At 39.2% G+C, this 26011-nt stretch carries 16 protein-coding genes and 2 tRNA genes; all 18 read right to left on the reverse strand.

Annotated elements, in window-relative coordinates; translation table 11 throughout:
- Positions 1-2: 2 nt before the first annotated feature.
- The 18 genes from H8S40_RS12465 to H8S40_RS12550 all read right to left on the reverse strand — a co-directional run bounded on the left by H8S40_RS12465 (position 3) and on the right by H8S40_RS12550 (position 26011).
- Positions 3-1856 carry a DUF2194 domain-containing protein gene (locus H8S40_RS12465; RefSeq protein ID WP_243238240.1) on the reverse strand — a complete coding sequence of 618 codons (1854 nt, stop codon included), beginning with the start codon at positions 1854-1856 and terminating at the stop codon, positions 3-5.
- Positions 1844-2737, reverse strand: a complete 894-nt coding sequence (locus H8S40_RS12470) for a hypothetical protein (protein ID WP_186865326.1) — start codon at positions 2735-2737, stop codon at positions 1844-1846. Before H8S40_RS12470 ends, H8S40_RS12465 begins: the two co-directional genes overlap by 13 nt.
- Before the next feature lie 21 nt (positions 2738-2758).
- Complete coding sequence (locus H8S40_RS12475) at positions 2759-4855, reverse strand: NAD-dependent epimerase/dehydratase family protein (RefSeq protein ID WP_186865327.1); 2097 nt, start codon at positions 4853-4855, stop codon at positions 2759-2761.
- A gap of 240 nt (positions 4856-5095) precedes the next feature.
- A complete protein-coding gene (locus tag H8S40_RS12480) occupies positions 5096-6436 on the reverse strand; it encodes an ISAs1 family transposase (RefSeq protein WP_227156865.1) in 1341 nt (446 codons plus the stop codon).
- Positions 6381-6962, reverse strand: coding sequence for a hypothetical protein (locus tag H8S40_RS12485; RefSeq protein ID WP_055148571.1), 582 nt, complete (start codon positions 6960-6962; stop codon positions 6381-6383). Before H8S40_RS12485 ends, H8S40_RS12480 begins: the two co-directional genes overlap by 56 nt.
- 260 nt (positions 6963-7222) lie before the next feature.
- Positions 7223-8449, reverse strand: a complete 1227-nt coding sequence (locus H8S40_RS12490) for an ATP-binding protein (protein WP_186865328.1) — start codon at positions 8447-8449, stop codon at positions 7223-7225.
- A 119-nt stretch (positions 8450-8568) separates the two neighbouring features.
- Positions 8569-9432: a nucleotidyl transferase AbiEii/AbiGii toxin family protein gene (locus H8S40_RS12495; RefSeq protein WP_186865329.1), complete on the reverse strand. Its 864-nt coding sequence runs from the start codon at positions 9430-9432 to the stop codon at positions 8569-8571.
- Positions 9429-10022 carry a type IV toxin-antitoxin system AbiEi family antitoxin domain-containing protein gene (locus H8S40_RS12500; protein WP_186865330.1) on the reverse strand — a complete coding sequence of 198 codons (594 nt, stop codon included), beginning with the start codon at positions 10020-10022 and terminating at the stop codon, positions 9429-9431. The genes H8S40_RS12495 and H8S40_RS12500 overlap by 4 nt, the downstream gene beginning before the upstream one ends.
- 199 nt (positions 10023-10221) lie before the next feature.
- Positions 10222-10842: a hypothetical protein gene (locus tag H8S40_RS12505; protein ID WP_186865331.1), complete on the reverse strand. Its 621-nt coding sequence runs from the start codon at positions 10840-10842 to the stop codon at positions 10222-10224.
- A gap of 13 nt (positions 10843-10855) precedes the next feature.
- On the reverse strand, positions 10856-11806 hold the full coding sequence (gene srtB / locus H8S40_RS12510; RefSeq protein WP_186865332.1) for a class B sortase: 951 nt from the start codon (positions 11804-11806) through the stop codon (positions 10856-10858).
- A gap of 7 nt (positions 11807-11813) precedes the next feature.
- The gene (gene srtB, locus H8S40_RS12515; protein ID WP_186865333.1) at positions 11814-12734 is read right to left on the reverse strand and encodes a class B sortase; all 921 of its coding nucleotides are present in this window, start codon (positions 12732-12734) and stop codon (positions 11814-11816) included.
- Positions 12735-12767: 33 nt separating this feature from the next.
- Positions 12768-14036, reverse strand: coding sequence for a hypothetical protein (locus H8S40_RS12520; protein WP_186865334.1), 1269 nt, complete (start codon positions 14034-14036; stop codon positions 12768-12770).
- A gap of 87 nt (positions 14037-14123) precedes the next feature.
- Positions 14124-14660 (reverse strand): signal peptidase I, encoded by a 537-nt coding sequence (gene lepB / locus H8S40_RS12525; protein ID WP_117990099.1) that lies wholly within the window; start codon positions 14658-14660, stop codon positions 14124-14126.
- Positions 14661-21650 carry a DUF7601 domain-containing protein gene (locus H8S40_RS12530; RefSeq protein ID WP_186865335.1) on the reverse strand — a complete coding sequence of 2330 codons (6990 nt, stop codon included), beginning with the start codon at positions 21648-21650 and terminating at the stop codon, positions 14661-14663. It lies immediately after the preceding gene.
- A gap of 639 nt (positions 21651-22289) precedes the next feature.
- Positions 22290-25121 (reverse strand): ATP-binding protein, encoded by a 2832-nt coding sequence (locus tag H8S40_RS12535; protein ID WP_186865336.1) that lies wholly within the window; start codon positions 25119-25121, stop codon positions 22290-22292.
- The gene (locus H8S40_RS12540) at positions 25084-25665 is read right to left on the reverse strand and encodes a xanthine phosphoribosyltransferase (RefSeq protein WP_022074874.1); all 582 of its coding nucleotides are present in this window, start codon (positions 25663-25665) and stop codon (positions 25084-25086) included. Before H8S40_RS12540 ends, H8S40_RS12535 begins: the two co-directional genes overlap by 38 nt.
- A gap of 187 nt (positions 25666-25852) precedes the next feature.
- Positions 25853-25923: transfer RNA gene (locus tag H8S40_RS12545), tRNA-Gly, on the reverse strand.
- A gap of 17 nt (positions 25924-25940) precedes the next feature.
- Positions 25941-26011, reverse strand: a tRNA-Gly gene (locus H8S40_RS12550).

Below are 26011 nucleotides of genomic sequence, written 5' to 3' on the forward strand. Positions count from 1 at the left end.
TTTTACTCCTTTTCTAATTGCCGCTCAATCGTTACTGTCGCTTCGTCAGCCTCAAGCAGATAAAGATTTCCTGTAAGGTGCGTAAGCGTTCCACCCGAAACATTACCCGGTGTACCTTCATTGATACGCACCATAAAATATGCTTTATCATAAAAATTTTCAAGCGTCAGCCGAATTTCTTCTTCTGTTACTTCCTTTGTAAATGTCACTGCTCCGTAACGCTGGATTGCCCCGGACAGCTCACTTCCCGTCATCTTTCTCAAAGATGGTGCCGACTCATCCAGCCATTCCATATTGTTATTCAGATTTGCTTTGAGCTTCTCCCATCCAAGCTTTGCACCGCGATCCTCATCCAGAAGGTCATCCGGGTGTAGGAAATGTGTATTCACAAAATGCATATTCAGCTCAGACAACGCCGCCATCTTCATATAATCATCTACAATCGCACCGGAAGTAATACGTGGCTGTTCCACAATTCCATCCTCTGCAACCTCAAATTCCTGCACATAGGCAAAATCGCCTTGAAAATAATTACTTGCAATCGTTTTAATCTCCGGAAAATCCTTTGCAAGCATCTTTCTTCCTTCTTCCGATAACACGTTGGAAGGAGGCACATAAACTGACATTGTAACCCCCGGAAACATCTCGTTTCCAAATCGGAGCAGCTCATTCACCGCATTCTTCATAGCATCTTCACTTTTCCATGTATTATATGGGAGTACATCACCATAATCCGTATTTGAAAGACTCAGCGGCTGATGATTGTATCCATGATATCCCAGTTCTCCTCCCTGATGAAGAAGCATGTTTCCAAAATACTGGAAACGAGAAGTATCTGTCTGTTTCTTTATCTTTCCATTCGTCTCATCCTCATAGTTCTCGATGATCACTCCGGTATAATGAATATTATGATCCGACGCAATTTCCAGCATATCCGGCCACCATACATTTGCATAAAAATCTTTGATACTCATATCGTAATCACGTTTTACATAAGTATCATCTCCACTTGGAACCGGTGACGGAAAATCATCCAGATAAAATACAAAACCATTAATCACAGGATAAACCCCAGCATCCGTAAGCAGACTGTATGATGCCGCATAGAATCCCCGTACTGCCTTCTCATATAAACCAAAATTATCTACTACAAATTTACCTTTTCCATAACTGTTTTCCCATATTAATGGTTGTCCATTTTTATTTTTTATTCTCGCATAGACCTTTGCCTTCTCACTCACCTGAACCGACCATGCTGACTCAAAAGCATCCGTAATCGCATAAGACTCTCCCCCGCCAAGCATAAAATCAGAATCAAAATAAATACTGTCCACAACAGAATTATCATACCCGGAAGAAATAATTCCGATTTTCTGCTCTATCATCGATGTATATGCCGTCTTTTGAAGTGTCATGGCAAAAAGAACATTTCCACCATCCGAAACCCATTCGCACAAATTCACCAGATTCTCTTTTAGCGGACTAATATCACTTAGCAAAACAACAACTGTTTCATAATTATGATAATCAGGAATACCAGAAGCCGTCTGCACATCAACCACATCGGTTCCGATTTTCATATCATTAAATATCTGCTGAAATTGTTCCCATGCCTGATTGCTTGATACATCCCCACTGTTTCGAAGCACCAGGCACGTTTTCTTCAATGTTTTTACAGCTGTTTTTTCTGTAACAACCTCATCCTTATCCAGATAATTAATCTGTCTGTTTTTTTCTGTATAGTGAATTCCACTCCGCTCTGCAAAAAGGACAACTGCGATCATCATAAAAACACTTAAGATCACAAGCATACTTTTAAATGGAAATGTTTTCAGTGAATGTATCAATCTAGCCAAAAAGCCAATGCCTCCTTACTCTTCGATGACAGATAAATGTGTTCTTCCTTCATCTGTCTTAAACTCTCATGCAGTTCGTTTCCTCTTTTCTGCTCTGCCAGATATTGTATCTTCAACAGCCAGAACTCCTCCCTTCGGTGCCATTTCTCATCTATCATATTCAGAACTTCTTCCGCCTGAACATAATCTCCATTTATCATCAGATTCTTAAACAGACAAATACACGTATGAAGCTCCGGCTTTAACGATAGTTTCTGTCTGAGCATACGGATATAACGCTCGCGCTGCATTTTCTCCATCTGTGCTTCCAGAATCCCCTGGTTCAAATATTCTTCCATAAAATCACAGTACTGCTTTAATATCTCCGGATCATTCGGAGACGCCGCATATAATTTTTCCAATTTCTGCATACGGAAATCATACTCTTTCGAAAGCTCAACCATCGCTGTAATTGCATAATGTACTACTTCTACATCTTCATTCATGCGGGCCTGCTTCAAAAGATCCATATATTCCTCCGGATTGTCATTTAACACATCCATGATTAATTCCCGCCGAAGCTCAGGCTCATTGATCAAAAGTGCCTCTTCCAGCGGAACGACTTTCTTATCCGTATCAGATGCTGCACGGATATTATTTTTATAAATTTCCTCATTTACACGGAGCTTCTCCACTCCGGCTTCAACCACATTGTCTGTTTTCGTCAAAACCTGCAAATGTAAAATAAGCACACAGAGTATCCCCCAGAAAGGAACAAATATCACAAGTGCTATCAAATATTTTTTTACTTTCAGTGCATGTTTTTTTATTCCAAACCAGACCAGTATGCAACAAATTATATGTAATAGGATTAAAAGTATGCCAAACACTGTCCGAATCATCGTGTTTCTCCTGTAAATCTCTTATTTTCCACCAGCCGGAGCGTCCATTTCATGACAGATAAATCCGTCGTTTTCCAGTCTTTCCAATACAATTGGCAATGCCGTTTGTTCTGTCTGTGAAAGGATAATGAACAGCTCTTCATTTTCCGAAATGCCCCAGACATCATTTTCACGTACTGAATTCTGCAGGACTTCATCTGCCTGTGCAAGCGACATATTCGGATACTCCAATTTGAGAAGAACATATGACCCTCGTCTTTCCTCTCTCATAGAATGGAACGAATCCAAACGTTCTTTAAAATATTCCGGCTTCAATATACGTGTACCCGCAACATATTTTTTATTCTCAATTGCCTCCTGATAATCCAGTGCCCGTAAAAGAGAAGTCTCAACCAGACCACACAGAATTTTAAATAAATTCAGATAATAGAGAGAAAGCTGTTCCCCATCTGCTTCCTTCACAACAATCAGCATCACAAGCTGTCCTTCTCTTCGAATTCCGTTTATATACATTGGATATCCATTTATCAAATCGCGGTTTGCCCATACTTCTCCGGCTTTTATCTTTTCCATTATCTCCGGATAATCACTTAACCTGACAGATTTTGGGAATACATCATTCATTCCGCTCGATGCAATCTCCAAACGTCCAAAATACTGATTCTTTCCGACAGAATAGAAAGCAAACGTATTATTTTCAAGGACATCTTCCATCACATGCATCGTTTCAAGAAACAATTCCTGTGGCATGATAACATCCAGCTTTCTTGTGATATCAAAAATCTTACCAAAGCTGTCCCGGCTTCCAAGAATCTGTTTCTTGTACTGGCGTTTGTCACGAAGTGCCTCCTGATACATTTCACGCATAAATAAAAATTTATCCAGAACCAGTTTATTTTCATCCTTCATAAATTTGATATTATCACTGTTCTTCATTCTGATATATCCGCAGATTGCACCGACCGCAAAATAAAAAATAAACGGAATCCAGTTCGAGGGTTCATAAAAAAGCGTTGTCCAGCTGACATTCTCTTTTACATATGCAGCCAAAAGCGACAAGGTTTCCAGCCCCGCCGCCGCAATTCCGTAATTAATCCCATACAAACTTCCGAATAAAACAATATAAACAAGACGCAAGTCAATCATTTTAAATTGGACCTGATTTCCTGCCGCCCGATTCAATAATTCAAAAAGCAAAAATGTAATTAAAAGCTCCGCTACTTTCAAAAGTGTTTTATGTTGATTTAAAAAGTCCTGCAATACATCTATTTTCCGTGCCTTATGATTTGTTTCCTCACAGTAAGCTTTATATACCTCCGGCAAATCCTCCAACAGAGAAATCTTTGGAAACCATCCGTACTCATTTCGCAAAACACGGTCGTTCGCCGCCACATTCTGAATCGCAGCATTCGCCAGATATTTCATATGTACTGCTGGTAACAATTCATTTAGCTTCTGTCCAAGCTGCTCGAAAGTAAAATGAAACACCTTCGGGACCTGAAGTGCTCCCTCCTGATCATTCCAGTTGTCAAAAATCTTATATAACAGATTGGATAAATCTGACAATGCAAGGAAATGTGCTTCCTGTGCCGGGGCTTCTTCAAACACAATCTCCTTTTTCTCAAACGCCTTTGAAAAGAGCTTGAAAAAGTAATCATTTTCATAAATTCCTGAATAAAGATATGGAGTACGAAGAATCTTAACAGAAAGCCCGTGCAGTTCACCATACTGTCTGCAAAACTCCTCTGCCGAACGAACCAACAAAGTCTTCCCTGTCGTTATATCATATGAACTCTCAGAATTGGTAACATATAAGAATCGGGAATTCGAATTTCCCTTATAATAATGTAATAAATGGCGCAAAGTCTCCATCTCACCTTCCTTGGTTCCATGGAAGCTAAGATAGTTAGAAAAATATATAACACCTTCAAAATCATACGTTTTGAAAATATCCCTAAACTCACTTTCCTGTTTCGGCATCGGATGCACCGATAATCCCTTCCTGCGATTTGACTTTAATTTCGTTTCCCCAAGCAGAAGAATCTGACACTCCGGGAACGCCTCCTCTATAAATTCCGCCGTAATATATCCAATATTTCCGGTTAATAACAATTTCATAAACGACCTGCCTTACATTCGTATATTTTCATTAGTATAACATCTGTTGGAAATGTAGACAAGGGGTGCCAGTGGGGACGCAGGGTTGTTTCATGAACTATCCATGGGCAGATCTAACTTATTGCATCCTTGCTATCACATCTCTCATATTGTTTCTGATTCATTGGTCATGTAAAAAAGCGCAAATTAACTCTATATCCCTTTACAGGACCTTTTTTCAGAGGTATTCTTTTTATATAGTCAATAGAGACTGGCTATGCCTTGAAACACATACCGTTCCCGCAAAGCGGCATTGTCACAAAAGCAGTCCATCATTTCTGTCATTATATTTGCCAGACCCGTCTCGTACATTGCCAGACGCAGGATGTTGTATGCGTATTTTCTGATGAGCGACAGGTTGTTCCGGGACTTTTTGGCTGGCGAGCGGTCTTCCCTAAATGTATCGTCCAGCACATGATGGAGCCGGTTCTCTATTGACCAGTGCATTCTTTTTATGCTTCCCAGCTCCTCTGCTGTAAGGATCAGGTCTGATATCAGTGCCGTACACTGGACATCTTTCCCGGCTCCCTCTCCAGCAGAAGGAGCTGGGATTCTTCTGGAGCCTTTTTCCAAAAACTCTTCCTTCGACGGCGTCACATCATTCCCCTGGCTGTCTTTTTCCTTGGGTATCCTCACCTGCTTGATCCGCCCAATACTTTGAACGTGCGGCCATTCTTTTTGGCTTTTGGTCAGATTTGAAGCGTCTTTACATATCTGGCAAGTCCTATACTCATTTCTGTCCCGGTTTTTTTCCATCTGGCTGATTTCTTCGTATTTCTCAAGGAACTCCTTCATCCCAGGATCCATAGCTTCGCCTTTTTTTCTTTTGAGATCTTCCGCCCCCAGTTTATCCATGAACGTATGAATCTCCTCATAGGCCTCCGGCTGATTTTTCTTTACTGTTAACACAAAATGTCCTCCCTGTTCATGAATCTGTTCCATGATTGCAGTCTGTGTCCCAACAGCATCAATCGTTACAATGCTCCCGCTGATATCCAGAAGCTTTAATAATTCAGGAATCGCCGTAATCTCATTCGTCTTTGAATCTACCGGAAGCTGTGCAAGTATCAATCCCCGGACCGTTTCCACTACATTCAGCAGCATCGGGGTTGTCTCACCTTTCGTTTTTTCCGTTGCACCGCACAATGCTTTCCCATCAATAGCTAGATGGGTATTTCTGGATTCCACGATCTCGCCAATCCACTCCATAAAAGCATACAAAGCTAATTCCTCATCAATGCCATTCAACATCCGGGTAATAGTGGAAGGCGAGGCGATCCCGTATTTTAAGTTCATATGCTTCCGCAGCTCTTCCAAGTGGGTTTTGCACCATTTCAGGCTCCTGCGGATCGTTGTCCGGCCACAAAGGAATCCGAGGGTGACGCATACCAGCATTTCTCCAAGATCGTGTCTTTTCTCTCTGCCGCACCGATAATCCGGAATCTGCCTGAAATAATGGATCAATTTTTCTGTCAGAACAGTCTTTTCAGCACATTTCCAATGCCACCTGTATTTTCTCCAGGAGTCTCCGTTGCCCCTCATTCACTTTCGAAATGATTTCCGTTTTATCCAGGCATACTAAATAGATGGTCTCTAACTGATGTAATTCTTCCAGGCCAATGCCCTGTTTTTTATAAATTCTGCGGGACAGGGACGCTGTCTGGGCTGCAAACTGATATCGGAAATCCGATTCTTTTTTCATCACTCGTGTTTTCTGGATATAAGAGGTTGGAGACTGTTTTAGAAGAATAATGGAAAGTACATCCTGCCAGTCATCCCCCAACGGTTTTTTCCAATCATCCGGACACAACTCCCAGACGGCTTTTGAAAATCCGTATTCCCATACTTCTGCATCTGTCAAAGATACTTTTCTTTTATTGCTTTGTATTACTCCTTCCGGAGTAATCACGCCGATATAGGTATCGACTGGCTGCGGATACTTTTTCCCTTTCACGCGCCGGGATGTTCTTTTATAGAGATAATACGAATCTCCTTTTTTCTTCACGGTAGTTCCTTTGATCCGATACTTCTGAACCCAATCCGGGTACTTTTTCTCAGTTACTGGCATAATATCCTCCTTTCTGTATAGGTGCAATACACCTATACCATATAGATATTATACCTCTACAGGCACAAAAAATCAAGAGTTACACATGTTTTGTATAACATGCATAACCCCCGATAAAATCTGATCTTTTTATGTTTTTAAAAATCCTTCATGAAACAACCCTGGTGGGGACGCAAGGGGTGCCAGTGGGGACGGGGTTAGTGGCTCTTTTTGGCTTGCCCAAAAGAGCCACTAACCCCGTCCCCAACTGGCATCTCGTGTCAAATCTGATTTTCCAAAAGCCAATCTATTACATTAATTACTTTTATACCATCATAATTTCCAAGCGAAAAATGATCCAGTGTTAAAACAATTTTTTCATAATTGTCTTTAATTTCCTTTAATGGTCTCATTTCTCTTTCAAAAGTTTCTTCTGCTGTCATATCTGCCGTCACCTGATAATAAACGATTACCCCTTGTTTTTGAGCAACAAAATCTACTTCTGTAGAGCCATATTTACCTATATTCACCTTATTCCCACGGCGCAATAATTCAAAAAACACAATATTTTCAATGGAAAATCCAAGATCATAACGCTTTCTTGGCAAAATGTGATTGCGAAGCCCCAAATCAACCATATACAACTTCTTATTAACTTTTAACAACTGTTTTCCTACTATATCAAATCTATCTACTGAATAAAATATAAATGATTCTGTCAACGCATCTACATAATCACTCACCGTATTCGCAGATACTTTTCTACCTGATGAAATCAAATAATTTGTAATACTTTTTATAGAGATTGGGCTTCCGATCACACTTGCCAGATATCGCGCAATTGTCTTCAACAATGTAATGTCTGTGATTTTTCGCTTGCCGCAATTCATCTCTTTTCTTGCCTGACGATCTTCAATATCTCTTACAATCACCGTATTATAAATACCTTCCAAATAGATCTCCACTTTTTCATCTGTTCTGTCCATCACTGCAATGTAGGGAAATCCACCTGTTTTCATATATTCTGAAAATGCCTGTTCTTTTGGAATTCCTGTAATTTCAACATATTCTTTAAAGGAGAGCGGTAACATAGAAATTTCAACATACCTTCCTGTTAATAGTGTAGCCAAATCCCCTGAAAGCATATATGCATTAGAACCTGTAATATAAATATCAATATTTTCTTTTACATGAAGACTATCTACCACTTTTTCAAAGGAAGTTACCTTCTGAATCTCATCTAGAAAAATATAAGTCATCTTGTCTTCGCAAAGTCGTTCTTTAATATATTGATATAATGACTTGTAGTCCAACAATGGCTCATTTTCTAATTCTTCAAAATTAATTGATATAATTTGTTCTTCTGTAACCCCGACTGATTTTAGTTTATTCTGATATTGTTTTAATAATGTTGATTTTCCACAGCGCCTGATTCCAGTTACAACCTTAATCACCTGTTCGTCTTTCCATGACCATAACTTTTGTAAATATTCCTTACGTTCGACCATACAGCATCCCTCCTTTTTTTCCAAGTATAGCATACTATATGCTCTTTTTTCAAAAAATATTCTTATTCTGGAGTTTATTTTTTATTTTCAAAAAAAGATTCCCGTTTGGGAATCTTTTTTCAGACCAGTTGGGGACGGGGATTAATGGGTGCCACTGGCACCAAAACATTTTTCAACACTTTCATTATCATCTCATATGAAATATCCTCCGCATAGGTAAATTTTTTTCGATATTTGTTCCACATACTCTTTAACTCATTACTTTGCGAAATCATTGTCAGAATACCTGCAGTATCCTCAATTTTTTCAGCTGTTCCTCTATGAATAGCAGTCGCATTTAATGCCTCTTTAAAAAGCACTTTATCATATTTCTGCGTAGTTACCAGAACATATACATCGTAATAATCTCTAGGCCTTGTAGTAAACACACCGCGACTAAGAATCGTTTCAACCTTTTCTGCTATTACCGTTTCAATATTATACCCCCATAATGTAATCTTCAATTCGTCATCAAATATGCCACTAAAGTCATATTTTACCGGTGAAGGTGTAATAACATCACCTGTAGATACATCAATAGAGAGTGGCGTGACAATCGTATCATAAACTGCATCAATTCTTACACAGTAGCCCCCATATACATCATCTTTTCTTATAGGGTTTACTGATTGTATCTCAAAAATAACATCGTCTTCTATATTGATGTCACATATTGTTCTAATCGCATTATATATCTGTTCTTCTGTAAGTGGCATATTTCGCAATGTAGTATCCAGATCCATTGTAGACCTGGTATCAAGTCCTACAATAGCAGCAATTAGCATTCCACCTTTTACAACAAACTTTTCTCTGTATTCTGACAAAGATAATCTTTCAAGGAAGCGCTCAAACATATAATTCTGCAAAATAACTTGTGCAGCTATGTTATTATTTTTTGCGTAATTTTTTATCTTCCCTTTCAAGCTCATTGCCTTAGAACTCATAAAAGTACCTCCATATATCTTTTTACTATCTTACTGACTCCCAATTGTGAAGCGTACTCTGATAATAAATTTAAATTTTTATCCGTAGATTCCGCATATCTTTTTACTGCCCCTATGACAGTTTCTTCGTCAAGTCTGCTACGAGAACGTAATAAATCGCAGATCGTTCTCTCTGCATTATACGTCCGGACAACATTTCCGAATGTTGTTTTTAAATTGATCTCACCTAATTTATACAATTCGGGTTTAATATAATAACATATACACTCCTCTTGCAGTTGTTGGGAAAGCTTTGTATTACTAGGAATAGTAACAGAATGTTCAAATGGGGTTCTATCTGACAGCTGATTTAAAAATAATGCTGTATCATGTGAAAAAATAATCTTTGCCGAACACAACATTAATGTATACATATCATCAGGTACTGCATCTGGTAACAAGTAAATTCCATGCCTTTCCCGTTCTAGGAGACCTTCTTTTTCATAAACAGATAAAAGTGAACGGGTAAAACCCAGTTTTTCCATTTGTGATGTGGTTATCATATTGTTATTTTTTTTAATAAATGTAAGCACCTTCGGATTAATATTCATATATTTCTTTCCTTTTTAGTTTGATTTTTTACTTTTATACCGATATTATATTCTATTTCGTGATTAAAGTCAAATAAAAGGTGCCGGTTGGGGGTGCCGGTTGGGGACGGAGTTAGTGGCTCTTTTGGCAAGCCAAAAGAGCCACTAAACTCCGTCCCCAACCGGCACCCCCAACCGGCACCTTTATTTTACATCAGTCTTAAACACGCCGATTCTTATTCCACTTATATACTACTATTATAAGCAGTGCACTCAAAATCAATACAATCAACGAAATAAAGGACTGATCGTCTCCTGATTTTGGGACACTTGCTGTATTTTTCACTGGTGTCTCATCTTCCGCCTTATGTTGGATTGTAAAACTTAATGTCGGCGATTTATTCCCATCTTTTCTTTTAATTGCAGTCTTAACTAAAAAATCTTCTGAGCCATTCTGCATTACATAATTCTCTATGGTATAAACCTGCCCATCATAATCCTTATCATCTTTCTCAACAACCTGTTTCAGCTGATATCGATAAGTAGCTGCCTCCTCATAAGAAAAAACCAATTCCTTACTTTCATTACCTTTAAGGCTAAATTTCAACCTGTCTCCATTGCTTCCTTCCGGCATTGGATTGCCAGAATCTAAACTTGTCAACTCATATTGAAACTCATCTGTAGTCCCGTTTGTTTTCCCTTTTACAGTCTGTTCCACCGTCAGAGCAGCTTCTTTATTTTTCCCCGCTGCATATACCTGATTTGGAATGACCACACATACCATCATCAAAAAAGCAAGGCATACCAGCTTTATTCTCTGTTTATATCTTTCACTTTTCACATACATACCTCTGTCAGTTTTCCAGTTTTCTACTGTTATTTTTCGTTTTCTTTCTCTTTCCGCTCCTCTCCACTGCCATCAGTAACAAAATACTGAACAACAGCAGAATCAGAACACCTAATCGCTTCATACTAGTTTTCCAGAAAATCCCCCAGTCGATTCGGTCAATCTGACTGTTCCTTTTCAAAGTTTTCTTATACGTATCTTTATACGTTTGTTTTGAAAGCTTTCCTATCAGAATATGCCTTCCGTTCGTGATATTTTCCGTACACGTAGACATCACTACCAGCCGGTCCTCTGTGGAAAGACTGATTTGACGATACCACAAAGCAGTATCTTCTATCTCTTGCAAATACTGTTCTTTCCGGGAAACTTCCTGCACCGGTGTTACATAAAGACCTGTATTATAAGCATCCAACTCCAAGAATGCAAATAACTCCAGTCCATAATCTTTTCCATTGGCAAAAACATTTCCATACAAATGACTGTCCGCAAAAGACGGATCCAGATATCGGTCAAAATCCCCGAACATCGCTCCGCCATCCATATGGTGACCATAAATAATGGTATTAAAATCTGAAAAATCCTTCTGATTCATATAATCCATGAAGATTGAGCCAGACAAGCTATATTCTCCACGCGGATTTCTCATTAAATATGTGCTGTTATCCTCCGACTGTACTACCGGATAATCCACATGTGTTCCATAAATCGTAATCCAGCCACATACATCACTGTTCTGCGCCTTCAATTCATCAAAATCCCCATAGTCTTCTTCCGTTGGACGATAGATTTCATATTGTTCCGGCATGGCATTTTCTTCCAACATGTAGCTGTCTCCAATGCCATAGGTTCCATAACAAAAAAGAACAACTAAAATAATCATCAAAATCCAATTCAATAACTCGTTACAAATATCCAGTATACGAAACGCCTTGTCAGTTTCTGCGTTCTGTCTCTTCATTTTGATGTTATTTCCGTCCTTTCCTTCTTCGTCTGCAAATCCACTGATCTGCGAAACAGATTAATATCAATAGGAGCAGTAATAAGAACAACGCAGCCTTCCATCCAGGCATAAAATCTCTCCATCCGCCTCGTCGGTCTACCGCTTCATGCCCGGCATGATCTTGATCTTTGGCACTGTATGTATCTTTGTATGTCTGTTCTGTAACTCTCGCTACAAGAATATCTCTTCCGTTAGTTGACTCTGATGAGCAAGTAGATAATAAAAGAATTCTATCATCTGCTTCTAACGTAATGTCATTCATATAAACTGCATGATTTCGAATCACTTCCATATAAGGGATACTGTCATTTCTTGTTACATTTATATTGAAAACAGAACTGTCATAAGCATCCGCTTCTATTAATGCAATGATTTCCAATCCAAAATTACGATTCTGAACAAATAGATTACCATACGGGTGTGCTTCGTAAAAGGCTTGTTCTTTAAATTCCTTGATACTTCCGAACATGACATTTGGAACCATGTTATGTCCATAGAGAATAGTATTAAAATCTCGAAAATCCGGATTATTTTCGGAATCCATAAAAATTGCACCGGTCAGGGAATATTCACCTTCTGCATTCTTGTTAACATATTCCCAATTATCTTTTCCCTGTACAACCGGATAATCAATCGGGGTATCATACACTGTGATCCAGGCAATCACATCTGAATTCATCGACTGTAATTCCTGGAATCCCAGCGTATCTTCTTGAGGTTTATAAATCGCATATTGTTCTGACGTTGCTTCCTCTGCCAGATTCTGCGAATCCCATAATGCATAGCATCCATATACCAGACCCAGAAGCAAAAGCAGAAGTAAACCATAATCCAGTATTCCATTCATTCCTCTTATTACTCTGCAAATACCTCTGTGTCTGCACATGCTAAATCATTCCTCTGTCTATATTCATTACCCTTATCTTCTGTTCATTCTCTTCTTGCTGTTCATTGCTACGATACCTGCAAATGCAACAACTGCGATAGCAATCATGATAATGAATGGGAAGTTATTTACGATGATACCTGTTACTGTGACATCTTTGTAAGTGTTTGTGTAATCAACCTTGTTTTCGTTCTGTCCAAGAGTTTTTCCTTCAACCTTAAGATTCTTACCTACTGCTGCTGTTAATGTACTAGAATCTTCTTTTCCATTGAACACTGTCTTTGCTGTTGCTGTCCAGTTTGCTACACCTTGCTGATCAACTGTTACTTTAGATCCAGCATAGCAGCTCTGAATCATCATGTTCTTACCTGCTGGCAGTGTAAATGTTACAACATCTCCATAATTTCCAGATTTCTTTTCTCCATTTACAAAATAAACATATGAACTATCAGCTGTTGTAATTCCTGCTGGCTTTGTTACTGTCATAGTATACTTAAAGTCTCCAACTTGATCTTTTGGGTTTACAACATTATTCGTTACTTTGAAGGCATAAGTTGATGGATCTTCCGGATCTGGTTTAGTCGGATCTGTTGGCTCTACTACGTTACCAGCTTTTGCAACATATTCGTTCACGAATTTCAGACCACTAAAGTTACTTTCTATACCATCTTCTTTTGATCCTGGCTTACCATCTACTTTTGCATTGTTACCAGTATCTGTTCCTGCATCATTCTTTGTATTAACAATTGAAAGACCTTTAATGTATAATTTACCATTTGGATCCTGTGCTACGAAAATATCAAGCTTATATTCAGCGCTTGATGCTGTAAATACATCTTTTTCTTTTGTCTTTGTTACATTACTAGTTGACTTTACTGTATACTCATATGTACCAGTTGTCATATTTGTACTAGAATTATCCATTGCTGTTTTGAAACTTGCAAGAAAGTTATCGCTCTGTTTTCTTAACACTTTAATGTCTGAAACAGTAGTATCTTTAATCTCATCTTTTCCTGCATCAAATTTAACATTTGTAACTGAAATAGCCGGCATATCGTCCTTAGTCATTCCTTCAGGTGCACTAATTTTATCAAAGATAAAGCTGACATCATTCTCAGGAGTCACTACATCATTTCCCATCTTGTACTCTACAGTAATTGCTGCACTTGGAGTATCTGTTGGTTTCCATGTAGCAGGAGTATCTGCTGCGTTTACATTTGCTACATTTCCGAGACACATTGTTCCGACTAATACTGCGGATGCAAAGAGTCTGCTCATTTTTTGTAAGGATTTTTTCTTCATCTTTCTTTCTCCTTTTCCTTAGTATATCTTTTTATTTAACACCCTCCGCCATTATGCGGAGAAATATTAACAAGTTCTTGCGGCTTATCAAAAGCCTCTTCTTCGTACTATCGTCATAACTTTTCCCTTCGTGTCTTTCACATCTACTGCTCCGTACACTCGACTGTCTGACGCATTCTCACGGCTGTCTCCCAGGACGAAAATCTGCCCTTCCTGTAGTTTGATTGGGAAGTCCACTCCCGTATCATACCGCTGTGTCTTTTCATAAATCTGATGTTCTTGTTGCGGTGCTCCGTTAATTGTAAGACCATCCTCTGTAATATCCACCACATCTCCTGCAGTAGCAATCACTCTCCGGACCTGTTCTTTTCCTTGATAGTTCAAAACAACCAGGTCCGAAGCTACATAACTCTTCCTTAACCGATAATAAAAGACCAAATCACCATCTTTCACTGCCGGAAGCATGGCATTGTCCGCATAACGGAACACTCCGAAGATAAATGTGAAGATAACCACAATTGCAGTTGCAATTGCTACAATCTTCAACAGAAGGTACAAAATCTCACGGAAAATCCCTCCTGCCACTGATTCCTCAGAAATTACTTTTTCCTCTGCAGTGTCCATCTAGGATCTCCTCCTCCCTCTCACTCGTAAGACAGAAACTCCTGTGATTAGAAGAACTCCCATCAGACCTACAAGTAACAGACTGTTATCTGTATTTCCTCCATCAACACCTGTAACTACGATATTCTTCGTATTGGTAAAAACAAAATTGGTACTGATCTCATCTACAGCTACATTCGCTACACTTGAAATAACTTTCGCATCTTTTTGAATCTCGCAATTTGTTCCGTTGCTTTCTTGAATGATGCTCTTAATCGTATATTTGTTATCCCCAGGTATCAGTTCTAAACTCTGTCCTGCTTTCAGCTTAAATGTAATCTCCTGATTCGCATCTACTGTCAGCGATGTAATATTTGGTGCATTTACTGCCGGTGATACATAACTTCCTTTACACGGAATCACTTTTCCTCTTGGATAACTTGTCTTAACCGTATAAGTAAATTCTTGATTATTCCAGATACCATCTCCCTTTATCATCTGTTTAATTATTACACCTGGTTTCTCATAATCTGCATTTAAGATTACCGATTTTGTCATCCGTGCTGTTTTCAGATCTACTTTTTTCTTGTTCGGATCTGTGCTATCTGACCACTGCGTAAATTTCTGGCTTGTATTATCATTATGGAAGCCTGGATTAGATGGAATCTGACTTGGCGAAAGTTTCTGTCCCTTTGCAACCAATTCTCTCTTTAGTCTTATGTTATTTTCAAAACTTGCTTTCTTGTACTGTGCATTTCCTGATGCATCAAATCCAACCAGTACATACTGCTGTGCTGTCGTATTACCATAATAGTCCTGAGCATATACATAGAGCATCTCTCCATTATTCATTGACTCCACAGCCGTATAAGTTCCATCTTCTTTTGTAGGAGTTTTGTAAGTATCTGAAAATTTTCCAGTTTTGTTGTTACGTACAAGTGAAACCTCCGTTCCCTTATATTTTGTTGCATTTGCAACATATGTAAAGTTCTCCTGCGACTCGTTTGTCAAATCGGACGTACCATTTGCTGCATCAATCATTTCATCCTTGACTTGAATCTTTGAAATTGTAAACTCCGTGTCATTATCTTTATCTTTTGATTTCGTGATAGTTCCTGTATTCTCTATTCTAGGACCCTTAGTATCTAGCAGATATTTTGTCCACTTTCCTGTAAGATCGCGCACATAAATGAAATAATTCTTATTCTGGTCGAACTTATAAGTATTAAGCATCTTAAATGTCCATACCGGTTTTTCTGAAGTTGCCGTCACTGTTTTACCTTCAATATCTGTAACACTTCCACTGGTAAGTTTCCTGCAACTGCACAAACTTTCCAATCTCTCAGATTCCGATGCATTATAACGGAATTTGAATCCTCTGTCTGCCTTTGGTGCATCATAGGTGCTGAGATATACCTGTGCATATGTACATCCTGGGAATTCTGCTCTCTCCGATGTTGAGAATGAACTTCCCTGTGTGTCAATTCCATCTCCATAAAGATCTCTGATATAAACTGTCAGTTTTCTTCCATAGTTATCTCCCTGGTCTTTTGTCCATTCACCTTCCATCTTTTGCTGATAGATTACCGGCTGACTGGAATCATTGCTATTAACAAATGCAAGTGAGCGATTCGTTGCATTCACACTGATTTCCCCTGTGTAATTTTGGTTATATTGTTTATTCTCCTCTGTTGTGTACACTGTCCAGTAAGGGGATTCCTTGTTCTGTCTTACAGATACGTAATCATAATAACCTGGCAGCTGAATCGTAACACTCTGTCCATGGGAAAGCTCAATTGTAAATTCTCCATTATAATCTCCCGTTTTCGTTCCATTAGCCGGTGCCGTAACCCCTGATATTCCTGCTATCGTTCCACCTGTATATGGAAAGTCCTGCCCATTATATCGATTACCTGGATCTGGTTGCGCATAAATGGTATAAGTAAATTTTTTGTTCTTATCTGCAACACTTCCTGTAACCTGGTTACTAATTGTTAAGGTCGGATACGTCCACTGCGGATAATAAGTAGTTGCACCACTTACCGTCACACTTGTTAGAAAAACTTGAGCTTTTCCACTGTTCGTAGAATTATACCAGTAGCGGAATGTCTGATTTCCAAGTACCGGACTTGATGGCACCTGTGCACTCTTCAAAGTACTTCCCACCAGTCCCAGTGTAGATGAAGTGGTAGACCCATCTCTGAACTTTCCAGTTGATGTAGCTCCACCGCTCTGTGCATCAAAAACAATTGGTACATAAGTAAATCTTGAGATATTTCCATAGCCATCCTTTACAAACACATATAATTTTTCCGTTACTGAAACAGATACATTACTGAGTGTACACGTCCCAGTACTTGTATTGAGACTTGCCGTACTATAACTAACTCCGGATTCCCATGGATTCTTTCCTGTTTTGTTATATCGTACTGTAGCATCTAGCTTCTTATCGTTATAACTATACTGTGTTGCATTCGCTTTGTAACTTACATCTGCAATATCTGATGTTCCATATGTTGCAGTTTGTATTGGATCTGTAAATTTTAGCCCCGTAAATGTATAACTGTAAGTTCCATCTGATACTTTCGTTGATGTAATATTTGTGTAAGTACTTGTCGGACCTTTCGTATCCAGAAGGAATTTACTCCAGTTTCCGGCAATATCTCTTGCGTAGATATAGTAATTTGTGTTTGTCTGATAAGTACGTGACTCTAATTTCAAATTCAATACTGGTGATTCTGTTGTAGCTGTCCTTGGCGTTCCATTGATATCTCTAAACGCCCCATTGCGCATCCAACTATAAGAATATACATTTGCTGGCTTCAACTGAAGATCTGTACTGGAATTATATGTATATCCATAAACTCCATCCTTTAACTGAACATCCTGCGTACTTAAATACACCTGAAAACCAGTTGGATACGCACCATCCGATGCATCATTAATGCTAATGCCACTCGTGTCAATTCCGTCACGATATAAATCCCTCAGATAAATCTCCAGTTGTCCACTCTGACTTCCATTCGAATTGAGAGACATATTCGTTGTCTTCGCCTGATATACCAGCGGCGCATATGTATCTGCACGAAGTACGATCTGGTTACTGTTTCTAGAACCTATTGCCAAATAATATTGTTTGTCTGCAATCCAGTTATACTGCTCCAGCTTCGCATCATTCGAATAATCGAACTGAATCAACGGATATTCCACCGCTCCCTTATGTGTTGGAGCAAACGTTGTTGATATGCGAAGCTCACGATTTGTTGGTACTCGCAACGTATTCTTAATAATTAATGGTCTTCCACTTGGAGAAGTCTCACCTTTATAGTCATATGTAACCGATACTTCTGTATTTGTACCATCTGTCGTAAGACTGTCAATTGTTCGAGGTATCCTTTCGGAAGGCAAATAATCTAACATCAGTTTTCCTGAATTCTTGAGTGAGATATCCGGCCTTTTTCCACCGTTTCCAAATCCACCTGTCACTGAATTGGACGCATCTCCAAGATGAAGTTCTCCTCCATCAATCTCTATCTGGTCAAAGTAGTCCAAATTTACACTTGTAGCATCTTTTGGTCTCACTTTCGCAATTACATACAGTCTAGACGATCCATCTGGTGCATTGAATGCTCCTTCGCAATCCCCTAATAAAACAACTTCATGATTTGAAGAATCCTTATTAAGGTAAACCTTTGCTGTATGCCCACTTGAAACAGTTGGGCTAGTGAACATCAGCTGTGTGTTCTCTGCTACCAGAATATAATCTTCCTTAACTTTTACGGTTTTATAAGTCGGATCAACTTTTGCAGCACAATCCTTCAAAAAAATGTACAGATTTTTAACACTATAGTATGCCGGATCAATTATTATAGTATCAGTGTGGCCTGTACAGGACTCCACATTAATCGTTGTATTTCCTAATCCATCTTGTTGCTTTGAAGCATAGATTTTATTTACATTCACGCAATTTTTTAATGTGAGCGTAGAGCCTGATGTTCCCTGCGTACTGTTTCCTCCTGCGTTTATTGTTACATCACCTGCGAATGTACAGTTTTCAAATGTCAGATTGTGCCCATTTCCATGCATCACATACGGATACTTATGAGTTAAGAGGAAATCTGAGCGAAATTTTGCATTTTTCCATGTCAGTGACTTAAATTGTGGATAAACAGTACCCCACAGGTTCACTCCTGTATTTGGAGAACCCTGCTCATGTGATCCCGACAATGCAGCATCAGCTATTATTGTCACGTTCTTATTTGTAAATCCTTCTGGATCATTAAATGCAGTAACATCCTCCTGAACCAGGCTATATCCCTTTGTAAACCATAACGTATAATAGGTTCCTGTCTGGCTTCGTAGATAGTCTAGCACCACTTTAAATGAATTTGCCGAATATATTGCATTTCCTGTATTGGACCTTCCACTGTATAGATAGATTATATTTTCTGCATTTGCTGTAGCATACAGCTTAATCAATCTATTCGTTGGATCTTGTGCCATTGTACAAGATACATTCGCATGTGTTTTTAATGTCCCTATCGCACTTACTGACGTTGGAAAATTATAATTTCCCCTTGTACGAATCATGGAAGTTGCATCACTTGCGGTTGCATTCGCCTTTGTTGCCATCAGTTCAATAGTAGCTTTATAAGAAGCTGAAATTCTATCCAGATAATACACATCTACAACATTTGTACTATTTCCCCCCATGGCATTGTATATCTGAAATGTGTTATAATTATCTTCTAATACAATTCTTCCAAAACGCTGGCGATTCCATGCTTCATAGCAATCTCCACCAGAACAAATGGTTGAACTTTTTGTTGCTACATATCCAATACAAGTCGGCAAGTCCGGTTTATAGTTCTTTGGAACATAGCGATCTCCACCTTTGGCATCCTGCTTTTTCTGTTCTGTCCAATAATGATAGAAACTGGAATCATACTGCATATGTCCGAAATTGTTCACAACCCCATCACATGTAGCAGAATTATTCAACCTCAGATATCCCCAGCCAAATACGTTAGCAACCTGCGTGTTATTGACTTCAATATAACCTTTCGATGTGCTTGCTTGATCATATCCAGCATGTTCATATGCTCCTACAAATCTCAGACTTTCCTTAATATCATTGAATATATACGATATAGATCCTGCTGTGCAGCCCTCCTTCGCTGTAAACCAGGTTCCACAGTCCGCCGAATAACTTCCAGATGCTCTTAGATAGAGGTCTCCACTTACAGTTCCATACAATCCCCAGAAAGATCCACCTACGTTATGGATTTCATCCGGTTTCAACATTGGATCTACTACAGTTGTGTTGAATTTGCGAATGGCTGTATCTTGCAGTGTTGCATAGACATTTCCTGTATGAATATAGGTGGTAGAAGTGCCAATTGGTCCACTTGATGCATATACATTTCCATAGATTGTACAATTTGTCATTGTTAGATTAATAGTTCCTGTTGAATTATCCTGTCCGCCTCCAAAGATCTGCTTTACAGGAGCATCCTTTGTCATCTCTACATCTTTAAATTTCAAATTATAGGATACATTGGTACTATTACTATAATATCTTCCACCATAAATTGCTATTACTGCTCCGCCTACAAATTTTACATCATCAAAAGTGGTATCGTTCTGATTACCATAGACTGTTGAACCACTCCAGTCCAGATTAACGTGTGTAAAATAAGCATTGAATCCATCAAAATAGATTTTTTGTTTTTGGGAAGTAAATGTTGTCCAACTGCTATAAGAAGTACCTGTGCTATAATTGGTTGCTCCTGTGAATACAATTGTTGGTTTATTCGTTGTTCTTTTCCCTAGTACTCCACTCGTACCGTATTTACTTCCCATCGCACTTAAATCAGCTGAGCTTGCCGTGTAATTATCTAGGAATGTAATTTTAAAACTGTTGGATGTTGTATCAGTATTGATTGCAGTCAACGCACTTTCCAGTGTTCCATACGCATGTCTTACAGTACCTGCTGAAGGCGTCTGGTTGGTTCCTCCCTGCACCAGAACCGACCACTTTCCATTCGTTCCTGCATCACCTACACGCTGTACTACTGTCATATCCTGTGTCAGGGCAATCAAGCTTGCTATCGACATATTCGCCTGTGTACTCAACAATGAAATTCCATCATCGGCTGCTGTCATCTGTACTTCGCTAATCTTATCGGCTGGAATGACATCTCCCATCTTAATCTCAGTCCCATCTGGATAGGACAACATAATACCTGCCGTCTTTGCTACTTGCCAGCCAATCAGTGGATTTGTGTTCTCCGCATCTGCATCCTCTTCCAACTGTACATCATCTGAAAGTGAAACCTCCGGTGCCTGAAGCCCTTCTCCTGTCACAGCCATCTGTGTGTAGCTGTCATATTCTTCTTCCGATACAGCAGATGCTGTCAGCTCCTGCGTATTACTTTCTATCCCTTTCTCTTTCTGCTGTTCAATCAGCTTTTGTGTTGTCTCATCTCCAAGTGCCTGTTCAATTACTGCACTTTTTGCTTCTTCCTGTGCTTCTCCTTCGGTATAGCTTTCCGGTGCATCTACCTGTAAATTCTGTGATTTCGGAAGATAATAGTTGACTGTTACGGGTACAACAGCATCTGCGATATTTACCGTCTCTTCCGCAGCCTCACCTGTTGTCTCTACTTCTGGTGACTGTTCTGCGTCGGCTGTATCTTCTGTCTGTTGTTCTCCCGACTGTATCGGTTCCGATGATTCGACGGTTGCATCTTCTGATACCTTATCTTCTGTCTGTTGTTCTTCCGATTGTATCGGTTCCGACGGTTCGGAGATTGCATCTTCCGACATTGGCAGTACTGTCTCTGCTCCATCCACCACAGTTTTCTCTTCTGTATTACTTTTCTGACTGTAATTCGTATCTGCGGCGAATACAGCCGGCATGATTTGGGAATGAATGAGCACAATTGCTAACAATAATGCTAAAACTCTTCGTAAGATAACACTCCTTCTTTTCTTCTGTCCTTTCTTCATAAGCTCTGCCCCTCACTTTTTCTCATGTTTCTTTAATATTCTGAATTCAAATAAAAAAAACCAAATTTTACAAACAACTGTCTCTTCAATGATGTTCATAAAATCCGGTTTTGCCTACTGAAAGTAACAATCCTACTTATATTAATTTATTAATTTGTTTTTCCATGTTATAATTTCTTGTCAATTTTTTATAACAACATCATACCCCCCCCCGTATTTTTTGTCAATACCTTATAAATAAGTTTTTTCACAACCCCTCATGTGGAAAAAATAAGCCAAACAGCCAAACAGGGACGGAGTTTTCCGGCTTTTTTCTACAAAAAAAGCCGGAAAACTCCGTCCCTGTTTGGCTGTTTGGCTCAGGATGATAGTTGTCTTTCCGATTTGTCTTGCTCCAATAATACAAAGTGCTTTCTTTTCCTCCTGTTTTTTCCACGAAATTAATTTATCTGAGATTTTCCTTTGTAACATTTTTCCGTGGTTATTCAATGTATTTTGTAACATTTTTCCGGGAAGAGGGGAAAGTTAGGGCAGGGGTTGCCAGTTGGGGACGGAGTTTGTGGCTTTTTCGCCTTGCGAAAAAGCCACAAACTCCGTCCCCAACTGGCAACCCCTGCCCTAACTGGCACCCCAACTGGTTCACTTCAACACTTCGGTTATTATTTTTTTCATTTTTTCTGCATCTATCGGCTTTGTGATATGCTCATTCATACCGATAACAATCGCTTTTCTTCTATCTTCTTCAAAGGCATTCGCTGTCATAGCTATGATTGGAATCTCTGCCTTTTCTTTATCTGACATCTTCCGGATGATCTCGGTTGCTTTATATCCATCCATATTAGGCATCTGAATATCCATCAGGATCAGGTCATAGGTTCCTGCCGGCATCTGTTTCACCTTGCTGACACACTGGACTCCGTCATTGACCCAGTCAATCTGCAGTCCCATTTCTTCAAGAATCGTGCTTGCAATTTCAGCATTTAGCTCATTATCTTCTGCCATCAGAATATGTTTGCCCTGCAATATATTTTCTGTTTCGTCGGATTCTACTCCTTCATCTGTTTGTCGGTAATATTGCTCGTCTGCTTTTCTGTGCATAAGATGAACGATAAATGTTGTTCCTTTCGCTAATTCGCTCTGCACTTCAATCGTACCGTCCATTAAATCGACAAAATCTTTGACGATTACCATGCCAAGGCCGGTTCCGGCTACCTTGCTTGTAGTCGTATTGCGTTCTCGTGAAAAGGAATCAAACAAAGTTGGAAGAAAGTCTTTACTCATTCCGATACCGTTATCACGGATTTCTGTCCGAAACGCTACAAAACCTTCCCTTTCACACGGAATCTCTTGAAGTTTTATCTCGATGCTCCCACCGGATGGTGTATATTTGACTGCATTGCTGATAAGATTCACAAAAATCTGTTTTATTTTTGTAATATCACACATAACGTGTGAATGTTGAACACAAACCTCAGATTTGAGATTGATCTTCTTCTCCTTTGTCTGTGGCTCAAATACACCCACTACTTCTTCGAACAGTTGGTCAACCTGGGCGTAGGACTCATTTAAGTACATCTTCCCGCTCTCTATTCTCGCAAGGTCGAGTACATTATTGATAATGTCCAGAAGCAGTTTTCCGGCCCGCTCAATCTTTTGCTGATAATCCAGTAATTTAGGATCTGTCAGCTGTTTCTTCATCAAATGATTATATCCAAGCAGTGCATTCATCGGGGTACGAATATCGTGTGACATATTATATAGAAATGTTGATTTCGCACTGTTTGCCTGCTCTGCCTGCTGCTGTGCATTCTTCGCTTTTTCTTCTGCGATCCTCGCTTTTCTCAACAGTCCCAGAATAATCACCAGCACTACTATAAATACTGTTAAAATGACAAGGCTGAATATCAGGAAATTATCCTTTATAAATTCTTTTGCTGTAACCTTCCGCAAAGAATCTTCATATGCTGATTCTGCACTGCTCAGCTTCGAAGTCTCCATTGTTTTTAATGTCTTATTCAAAATAGATAACAGCGTTATATTTCCTTTGCTTACTGCAAATGATGAGTTCATAGCTCTTGTCAAAAATACTCCATGAATATTCTTGTCATCTACATACTGCATCAACACTCCTATTCTGATTGGAAAACAGTCTGCTTCTCCATTTCTCACTTTACTTTCAGCATCCTCTGCAGAATTACATTCTACAATCTTCCAATCCGGATAGTTATAAGAAATATACCATTTATACTGAAGATCTTCTTTGGAAATTGCGACACGATTTTCTGCATTTTCATCAAAATGGCTCTGCTTAGTAAGTACCGCCAATGGTGTTGATAATACGGTGTCAGACAGCGATATTCCGTTTTGCTCGGCCATATACGGATTCTGACCTGCATGAAAAATCATATCTATCTTGCCTTCCTGCAATGCCTCTATCTGATTTTCTTCCAGGTCAAATCCTATCAAACGAAATTTTATCTTATCTCCACCAAAACAATCACTTGCATCCTGAACGTAATCATTGATCACCCCTAGCAATTCGCCATTCTCTCTGTCGTATGTACTAAATCCGGTATCATCCTTCAAAAATCCAAGTCGAATCTCTCCATGTTCTTTCAGCCACTCTTTTTCTTTTTCCGTAAGAAATACAACTGTTTCTGTTGCAATATATTGTTTGTAAAGCTCGTCATTGTAAAATGGTTTGTCATATTCCATGGAACGCATGGCAGCATCCAGTGCTTCTTTTAAATCGGGACGCGCCTTACTGATTCCGAAATAAATGTCTGAACTGCCTGTTATAACAACTGGCGATAATCCTCGTTCGATCCAGATGGAATTTTCTGTAGATATAATTCCATCGATTTCATCATTGTCAAACAACTCTTTTGTCTCTTCAACAGTATCAACCAATACATGCTCTGTCGTTATATTGTGCTCTTTTTCCCACTCGCAAAACTGCTCCGTCTGCACGCTGTTTTCTATCATAGCAATGCGTTTCCCATTCAAGTTCGACAAATTTGTCAGAGAGATATCTGCATTTGTAATATCGACATATAAATAATACTTTTCCTCTCCCATAGGACGATCTGAGAAAAGAATCGTTTCCGCACGTTCATCTGTGTAGGACACATTTGCCATTATATCTATGTCACCTCTCTGCAACATATCCATCAATTCTGTCCAATCACCGGTTACATACTCGTAATTCCAACCTGTATACGTCGAAACAGTCTGTTCATATTCATAAGCATATCCGCTTCGTTCCCCATTCGCTCTTGTAATCTGATAAGCACACTCGTACCATCCTACCCGGATTGCTTCTTTTTCTGATTGTTCTGCTGCTTTTGCAGGAATCGGAAATAGCGCAGCAAATAATATCAAACAGACTATAAAACAGACTGTTCTTCTTAAAGCTGTTGCAATGCTATGTATATTACTGCTCACGGAATACAACGTTTCCAGTCTCTGCATCCATGCTCTCTACAATTGCCAGAGACTCCAACTGGAATCCAAGATTACGGATGATTCTTCCACCTGACTGGAAGCCTTTCTCAATTGCGATTCCGATTCCTTCTACTGTTGCTCCTGCAGACTGTACGATCTGGATCAATCCCTGCAATGCACATCCGTTAGCCAGGAAATCATCGATAATCAGCACATGGTCTTCCGGATTTAAGAACTTCTGTGCTACGATCACATTATTCTGACATTTGTGTGTAAATGATTCTACCTGCGCAACATACATCTCGCCTTCTAAATTGATGCTTTTTGATTTCTTCGCAAATACAACCGGCACATGGAAATGCTGGGCTACAACACAGGCGATACCGATTCCTGATGCCTCGATCGTAAGAATTTTATTGATTGGTTTTCCCTCAAAACGTTTCTTAAATTCTGCCCCCATTTGATCGAACAGTTCGATGTCCATCTGATGATTCAAAAAGCTGTCAACTTTGAGTACATTCCCTTCTTTTACAATTCCATCTTTTAAAATTCTTTCTTCTAAAAAATTCATCTTGTGCTTCCTCTCATATCGTTAATCTTTTTTGCATGACTCTGAGTATCGACATATTCCCCCACTCTTAGTCATAAATTCTTGTTCTCAAGTATAGCACAACTTTCCCTTTAACAAAAGTGGAAATTATACAAAAAAAGAACCCTTGAAGGTTCTGAACATACATTTATAAAATTGCAATAAAAAAAGCGGGTGATGGGAATCGAACCCACGTATCCAGCTTGGAAGGCTGGTGTTCTACCATTGAACTACACCCGCGTATCATATGAAGTTGAAGCGGGTGATGGGAATCGAACCCACGTATCCAGCTTGGAAGGCTGGTGTTCTACCATTGAACTACACCCGC

Source organism: Ruminococcus hominis, assembly GCF_014287355.1.
GTDB classification, from domain to species: domain Bacteria; phylum Bacillota; class Clostridia; order Lachnospirales; family Lachnospiraceae; genus Schaedlerella; species Schaedlerella hominis.